General features: G+C 57.4%; 7 protein-coding genes. 6 read left to right on the top strand and 1 reads right to left on the bottom strand.

The window, feature by feature from the left end; translation table 11 throughout:
- Positions 1-3: 3 nt before the first annotated feature.
- From rimO to HQL63_02825, 4 genes are all read left to right on the top strand, one after another.
- Positions 4-1,380, top strand: a complete 1,377-nt coding sequence (gene rimO, locus HQL63_02810) for a 30S ribosomal protein S12 methylthiotransferase RimO (protein MBF0175771.1) — start codon at positions 4-6, stop codon at positions 1,378-1,380.
- Positions 1,377-2,699, top strand: a complete 1,323-nt coding sequence (locus tag HQL63_02815; protein ID MBF0175772.1) for a replication-associated recombination protein A — start codon at positions 1,377-1,379, stop codon at positions 2,697-2,699. The genes rimO and HQL63_02815 overlap by 4 nt, the downstream gene beginning before the upstream one ends.
- Before the next feature lie 167 nt (positions 2,700-2,866).
- A complete protein-coding gene (gene crcB, locus HQL63_02820) occupies positions 2,867-3,250 on the top strand; it encodes a fluoride efflux transporter CrcB (GenBank protein MBF0175773.1) in 384 nt (127 codons plus the stop codon).
- Between the two features lie 307 nt (positions 3,251-3,557).
- A complete protein-coding gene (locus tag HQL63_02825) occupies positions 3,558-3,836 on the top strand; it encodes a hypothetical protein (GenBank protein MBF0175774.1) in 279 nt (92 codons plus the stop codon).
- A 143-nt stretch (positions 3,837-3,979) separates the two neighbouring features.
- Here the strand turns inward: HQL63_02825 and HQL63_02830 are convergent, their stop codons facing one another.
- Positions 3,980-5,278, bottom strand: coding sequence for an adenylosuccinate synthase (locus tag HQL63_02830; GenBank protein MBF0175775.1), 1,299 nt, complete (start codon positions 5,276-5,278; stop codon positions 3,980-3,982).
- 381 nt (positions 5,279-5,659) lie between these two features.
- On the opposite strand from HQL63_02830, the gene HQL63_02835 reads away from it, so the two are divergent.
- Together HQL63_02835 and HQL63_02840 are read left to right on the top strand one after the other, a co-directional pair.
- Positions 5,660-5,929, top strand: a complete 270-nt coding sequence (locus HQL63_02835; protein MBF0175776.1) for a hypothetical protein — start codon at positions 5,660-5,662, stop codon at positions 5,927-5,929.
- Positions 5,930-6,105: 176 nt separating this feature from the next.
- Positions 6,106-6,894, top strand: a complete 789-nt coding sequence (locus HQL63_02840; protein ID MBF0175777.1) for an OmpA family protein — start codon at positions 6,106-6,108, stop codon at positions 6,892-6,894.
- Positions 6,895-7,096 lie beyond the last annotated feature (202 nt).

Below are 7,096 nucleotides of genomic sequence, written 5' to 3' on the forward strand. Positions count from 1 at the left end.
AACATGTCGGGCAACAGTGACCGGAAGATCGGCGTGATTTCCTTGGGTTGTGCCAAGAACCAAGTGGACAGCGAGTTCATGTTGGGGCAGTTTCGCAATCAGGGCTACCAACTGACCAATGACCCCGAGCAGGCTGATATTCTGGTCGTCAATACCTGTGCGTTTGTGGCTGAGGCCGAGGCTGAGTCCCGTGATGCGATCCGGGAGATGCTGGCGGTGAAAATGGCACACCCCGGAAAACGGGTCGTGGTGACCGGATGCCTTTCCCAACGCTATGGCGAACGGTTGGCCCAGGATTTTTCGGGCCTGGATGTCATTTTGGGTTCGGGTCAATATCAGCGGCTCATTCCGCTGGTCAATTCAAAAAATCCCAATCCGGAGGTGCCTTTGGTAGGGCTGGGCCCTCCGACGTTTTTGCCCAAGGGGAGTTCCGACCGGGTACTGACCACGCCTGGCCACACGGCCTATGTCAAGATAGCCGAGGGGTGCAACAATCCGTGTACCTTTTGCATCATACCCAAGTTGCGCGGTCCGTTTCGTTCCCGCATGCCCCGGGATATCGAGCTGGAGGTGCGGCGCCTGGCCAAGCAGGGGGTCAAGGAGATCAATCTCGTCTCCCAGGATACGACGCTCTATGGCCGGGATCTCAGTCCCCGCACCGACCTGCCCTCCCTGTTGAACCGTCTGGGTGATATCGACGGTATCCAATGGATCCGGATGCTCTACCTCTATCCGACGTTGATCAGTGATCGGCTGTTGATCACCATTTTGCGGCATGAAAAAATTTTACCCTATCTGGATATGCCCCTTCAGCACTTTCACACCCATGTGTTGACTCGTATGAAACGGGCCGAACGGGCCCCCTCGGTAGGGCGTTTGTTGCGGCGCATTCGGGGCGTTTTGCCTGATGCCATCATCCGCACAACCATGCTGGTGGGTTTTCCCGGTGAAACGGACGAAGAGTTTCAGGCCTTGTACAATTTTGTCGCCGAGGCGCGCTTTGACCATTTGGGGGTCTTTGCCTACTCCAAAGAGGAAGGCACCCCGGCGAGCGACATGGCCGATCAGGTGCCCCACCTTGTGGCGGAAGAACGTCGGGCCAAATTGATGACTTTGCAACAGGGCATCAGTCGCGACAAGCTTGCCAGGCTTGTCGGTCAGACGTTGCCGGTGTTGGTGGATCATGTTTCTCCCGGGGGGGGGGTGTTGATGCAGGGGCGTTATGCCGGACAGGCCCCTGATGTGGATGGGGTGGTGTACATCAATGATGGATCCCACATCAAACCTGGCAGTATCGTGCCGGTGAAAATCACCGAATCTCACGAATACGATTTGGTGGGACGGGTGGTGTCGGCCCCTGTGGAGGAGCCGCAGGGATGAGAGAGTCAGGCCGGGGAGAAGCCCCCTTGGCCGACCGCATGCGTCCAACCTCCCTGGAGCACATTCTCGGCCAGGACAAGTGGCTGGGATCGGGTGGTCTGATCCGGATGGCGCTGGAGAACGACCATATCCCCTCGCTGATTCTTTGGGGTCCACCTGGTTGTGGCAAGACCACTTTGGCGCGGGTGATTGCAGCCCATACCCGAAATCGCTTCGAGTCGGTGTCGGCGGTATTTTCCGGGGTGCGGGAGTTGCGGGCCGTGGTGGAGCGGGCCCAAATGGTGCGCAACACCGAGGGGGTGGGAACCATTTTTTTTGTCGATGAGATTCATCGTTTCAACAAGAGCCAGCAGGATGCCTTTTTGCCGTTTGTCGAGGACGGCACGTTGATCCTGATCGGGGCTACGACGGAAAACCCGTCGTTTGAGTTGAATAACGCCCTGTTGTCCCGGTGTCGGGTGGTGGTGTTGGAGCCGTTGTCCGAGATGGCTTTGGTGACCTTGCTGGGCAGGGCGTTGGACGATCCGGTGGCGGGGTATGGTGAGCGTGCGGTGCATCTTGAGGAGGGAGTTTTGGCCGAAATGGCCCGGCGGGCGGGGGGCGATGCGCGGTATGCGTTGAACTTGCTGGAGACTTTGGTTGAATTGACCGGGGAAGCGCCGGGGCGGAAACTGGGAGTGGGGGATCTGGAAAAATCCCTGACGCAGCGGTCGGCGTTGTTCGACCGGGCCGGGGAGGGGCATTACAACCTGATTTCGGCGTTACACAAGTCGTTGCGGGGATCGGATGTCGATGCCTCTCTTTACTGGCTGGCGCGCATGTTGGAGGGGGGCGAGGATGGGTTGTATATTGCCCGGCGCATGATTCGTTTTGCCACGGAGGATGTGGGCAATGCCGATCCGCAGGCACTGGCGGTGGCGTTGCATGCCCGGGATGCGTTTCATTTTTTGGGTTCGCCGGAGGGGGATCTGGCTCTGGCGCAGGCGGTGGTTTATCTGGCCACGGCGCCCAAAAGCAACAGCATTTATGAGGCTTTTACGCTGGCGCGGCGGCGGGCGGCGGAGAGTGGGTACATGCCGCCGCCTCTGCATATTCTCAACGCGCCGACAGCCTTGATGAAAAAGTTGGGTTATGGGTCGGGTTATCGCTATGCTCATGATTATGAGGGGGGGTATGTGGCGCAGGAGTATTTGCCGGATGCTTTGCGCGGGGAGCGGTTTTATCAGCCGGTGGAGCGGGGGTTTGAACGGGAGATTGCGCGGCGGTTGGCATTTTGGCAACGGCTCAAAAACAAAGAAAAAAATAAAAAAAACGATTAAAAAACTGGGATGGAGGTCCAGGAGGAAGGGCTGTGCCCTTCCTCCTGGCGGGGTCCGGGGCGGAGCCCCGCCGGAGTCCGGGGCAAGATCAAAACCTGAATGGGCTCAGATGCCAAACCCAAAAAACGCTCTCATCGAAGGTTTGATGAGTTAAAGAGGTCAATATCATGTGGTCTTCGGTGATGGCCATTTCCGTTGGGGCAGCCGTGGGTGCATTGTTGCGCTGGTTTTTAGGTTTGCAGCTCAACAGTTTTTTCCCCACCATTCCACCCGGCACCTTGATCGCCAATCTCATAGGCGGCTACATCATCGGCCTGGCCATGGCCTACTTTGCCCAGGAGCCCCATATCACCCCCGAATGGCGCTTGTTCATCATTACTGGATTTTGTGGGGGCCTTACCACTTTTTCCACCTTTTCTGCGGAGGTGACAACGCTGTTGCAGAGCGGTCGGTTGGCCTTGGCCATGGTGGCGATTGCCACGCATGTGAGCGGCTCGTTGCTCATGACCCTGGCGGGGTTGGCTTCCTGGCAGTGGTTGACATCGCGTTGAGGAAAAACGGTTGAAAGACTGTGATACATCTCATGGGGAGTTGGTGACCCAAGAAGACCTGCAAATCGAACTGGCATCGTTGCGGACCGACATGACGCTGGTCAAGTGGATGTTAAGCATGCAACTGGCTGGCGTCTTAGCCTTGGTGCTCAAATCTTTTTTTTCACATTGAAATGGTGAAAGATCGCTGGTTGTCTTCCTTGGCATAGGGTTGGTATTTAAAATATCATGCTGCCGCATCGGTGGTTTTGGCCGGGGATGGTGCGGCCAGGGGCGACGGGGTTGATGTGGCGGTTGCAGCCAGGGGTTGGATTTTTCCCACGGCGATCACGATCTGGCGTTGCAGGGCCTGCATGGCTGTTTCGATGTGATCGATGCGGGTGATGTGGTGCAGGGTGAGGAGTTGATCGATCTGGTGAATGGGCCAGTGGAGGCGTCATCTTGGCAACCGACCAGGAAAAAAATCCCCTGGCACGAGGTAGGTCAGCACAAAATGGATGAGGTGTTCCAACCAGGCTGGTGTTTTACCGGGTGCAAACATGAACATCAGGCAAAGGATCATGATCGGGATCGTGATCCATGCTGAAAGTCTCACGATAACGGACAGACTCCAGCCAAACGGGGCCACTCTTCCGCACGTTTTGCACAACAGGTCGTTCAAGAGGGGACATGCCGCTCCACAATACCGGCAACGGACTTGTTGGGAGGGAGACAAAACGTTACCACGAATCAGATATCGAACGGGTTTTCCAGCATGATGGTGTGGACCCGATCCGGTCCGGTTGAGATGATGGCGACGGGGAGTTCGGTCAGTTCTTCCAGGCGGCGGATGTAATCGCGGGCGTTTTGGGGGAGTTTTTCAAATTGATCGATGCCCAGGGTGCTGGCCTGCCAACCGGGCAACTCCTCATAGACGGGGGTGCATTCGCCCAGGAGGGAGAGGTCGCCCGGCATGTGATCGATGGTCTCACCATTTTTGAGGGTGTAACCTGTGCAGATGAGCAATTTTTCCAACCCATCCAGAACATCCAGTTTGGTGATGGCAAGCCCGGTCAGACTGTTGGTGCGCACGGCATGACGCAGGACGATGGCATCGAACCAGCCGCAGCGGCGCGCCCGTCCGGTGGTGGCGCCGAACTCCTTCCCCACTTTGGCGATGTGGGCGCCCACGTCATCGAAAAGTTCGGTCGGAAAAGGGCCGCTGCCGACGCGGGTGGTGTAGGCCTTGGAGATGCCCAGAATGTAGTCGAGATCGGTCGGTCCCAGGCCGGTGCCGTTGCAGGCGTTCCCGGCGATGGTGGAAGAGGAGGTCACAAAGGGATAGGTGCCATGATCCACATCCAGCATGGTCCCCTGGGCGCCCTCGAAGAGGATGGCGGTGTTGTCACGGATGCGCTCACTCAGGAAGTGGCCCACATCGGCGACGAGGGAGGCCATCTCCTCGGCCATGCGCAGGTAATCATCGCGGATCGCATCCAGGCTGAAGGTGGGGGAGTTGTAATAATTTTTCAGCATGAAGTTATGGAGGGCGAGATTTTCCCGCAGCTTCTCCTCGAAGACCAGCTGGTTGTAGAGGTCGCCGACGCGAATGCCCCGGCGGGCAACCTTGTCTTCGTAGGCTGGCCCGATGCCGCGACCGGTGGTTCCGATCTTCCCTTTGCCTTTGAGTCTCTCCCGTGCCTGATCCAACTCCTGGTGATAAGGCATGATCAGGTTGGTCAGGGGGGATATCATGAGGTTGCTGCCATCGACCCGAATGCCCCGGCTGGTGAGTTCCTTGATCTCCAGGAGCAGCGCGGCGGGTTCCAGAACGACGCCATTGCCGATGATGCAGACCTTCCCGGGGTGCAGGATGCCAGAGGGGATCAGGTGCAAGACATACTTTTTGTCGTCGATCACCAGGGTGTGGCCGGCATTGTGTCCTCCCTGATAGCGGGCAACGACATTGGCGCTCTCGGTGAGGAGGTCGACAATTTTGCCTTTCCCCTCATCTCCCCACTGACTTCCCACGATCACGACGTTGGCCATGGTTCACCCGTTATTGGCGTCAAGCCGCCCCCACCTGGGACGACGAGCCAGCCGCTCTGGTTGGTTCCAGCCAGGCAGCGGATGGCATTGGATTAAAAGGAACAGAAACGCGATTGTTCACGATCGACATGTCCCCGACACTCTGCAAGCCTCCACGATTCTAACGGAAAAGAGCGACAGCCGTAAAGCCATGCCATGGGCTTGCCCTGGTGTTTCCCGTGGGATTGACCCTTGGATCGCAGGGGATTCGTTGGCCAGGCAGCCGCAAAAACCTTTGCCCGGGTGGAAAAAAATGGCTTGCTTTCATCATGTTCGATTGGGTATATGAAGTTGTCAATGATCTCGTTTTCTGTTTTTCTTCATCATCTCAGGAGGGAAATCATGAGAAAGACCATTGCCATATTGGGTGTCGCCGCCGCTCTTGCCCTGGCAACCATGGCTGCTCCTGGTACCAGTCAAGCCTGGTGGGGAGGTGGTCCCGGGTATTGGGGCGGTTCCGGTTATGGTTGGGGCGGTCCTGGCTATGGTTGGGGCGGTTCCGGTTATGGTTGGGGCGGTCCTGGCTACGGTTGGGGTTCCGGTCGCGGCTGGGGTGGATGGAATGGAGGATGGAACGGCGGTTGGGGTGGCGGTCCGTGGGGTTGGTGGTGACTGGAAGTCGCAGATTTTTTTCGCTGCCTTGATGGAATGATGTTTTGAGCCCTAAAAGGGACTGGGCCCCGGTCTGGTCCCTTTTTTCGTGAGAGTCGCGTGGCGACTCTCACTTCTGGATGGTGGAGATTGCCTCCCTCATCCATGCCAGTTGGCCGCCCGAGTCAGGAGGAGAGATGAAATTTTTTACTTTGACCATCATCCGGTTGGGAATTCTGTCCTTGCTTGTGGGATCCGTTCCTGCCCTGGCAGAACAGGATGAGGAGACCTGGAAGTCCGACGGTTGGCCCCAATGGCATCATTTGCGAGGTGAACATCCTTTCGCCCGGACCGGCACCCAAATCTATTTTGGTCAGGAAGGCCCCCTCGACGCGGATGGAGATGGGGTTCCAGATGAGGATGACGCATGTCCCAATACTTTGAAAGGGATGCGGGTGGACACGAAAGGGTGCCCCGTGGATGAGGATATGGATGGTGTCCTGAATGAGCAGGATCTGTGTCCCCATACCCCGCCCGGCGCGAAGGTGGACAGCCACGGTTGCCCAGTGGATACGGATGGCGATGGCGTCCCCGACCATCTTGACAAGTGCTCCAACACACCCTCTGGCGTATCCGTGACTCCGGAGGGATGTTGGGTCATCAAGGACATCAACTTCCGGCCCAATCGTGCAGATATCCCTCCCGGTGCCCACATTTCGCTGGATGCTGCCGTCAGGGTGTTGAAGGAGAATCCGGGTATGAATTTTGAGATCCAGGGACACACCGACTCCTCGGGTCGAGCCAAGAAAAATGAGATGCTGTCCAGAAAACGAGCGGAGGCGGTCAGGAACTATCTGGTCAGGCATGGCATTGCCAAACTCCGTCTGACGGCAAAAGGTTACGGATCAAGTCGTCCTGTCGCCGAGAACGTTACCCTGGCTGGTAGAGCCATCAATCGACGGGTGGAGTTGAGGCAGATACCCTAGTGGCTCAACCGTGTTGATTTGATGTGCAGGCAAGCCATGAATCGGGGTCCAGGGGGCTGGCTCCCTGGCGGGTCCAGGGCAGCGCCCTGGTGGGGTTCGGGGCGAAGCCCTGACAAAGGCTTTCATTTCCAAGCTTTTCTTGAAAGATTGCGGAATAGTCACGAAAAGTGAACACTTCAAATCATGTCGGTTGAGCCACTAG

The organism is Magnetococcales bacterium, assembly GCA_015231175.1.
Lineage (GTDB): Bacteria > Pseudomonadota > Magnetococcia > Magnetococcales > DC0425bin3 > HA3dbin3.

Bases quoted from the DNA above. Each gene is read 5' to 3' on its own strand.
- HQL63_02830 (MBF0175775.1), bottom strand. From the start codon at position 5,278: ATGGCCAACGTCGTGATCGTGGGAAGTCAGTGGGGAGATGAGGGGAAA.
- rimO (MBF0175771.1), top strand. From the start codon at position 4: ATGTCGGGCAACAGTGACCGGAAGATCGGCGTGATTTCCTTGGGTTGT.
- crcB (MBF0175773.1), top strand. From the start codon at position 2,867: ATGTGGTCTTCGGTGATGGCCATTTCCGTTGGGGCAGCCGTGGGTGCA.
- HQL63_02815 (MBF0175772.1), top strand. From the start codon at position 1,377: ATGAGAGAGTCAGGCCGGGGAGAAGCCCCCTTGGCCGACCGCATGCGT.
- HQL63_02835 (MBF0175776.1), top strand. From the start codon at position 5,660: ATGAGAAAGACCATTGCCATATTGGGTGTCGCCGCCGCTCTTGCCCTG.
- HQL63_02840 (MBF0175777.1), top strand. From the start codon at position 6,106: ATGAAATTTTTTACTTTGACCATCATCCGGTTGGGAATTCTGTCCTTG.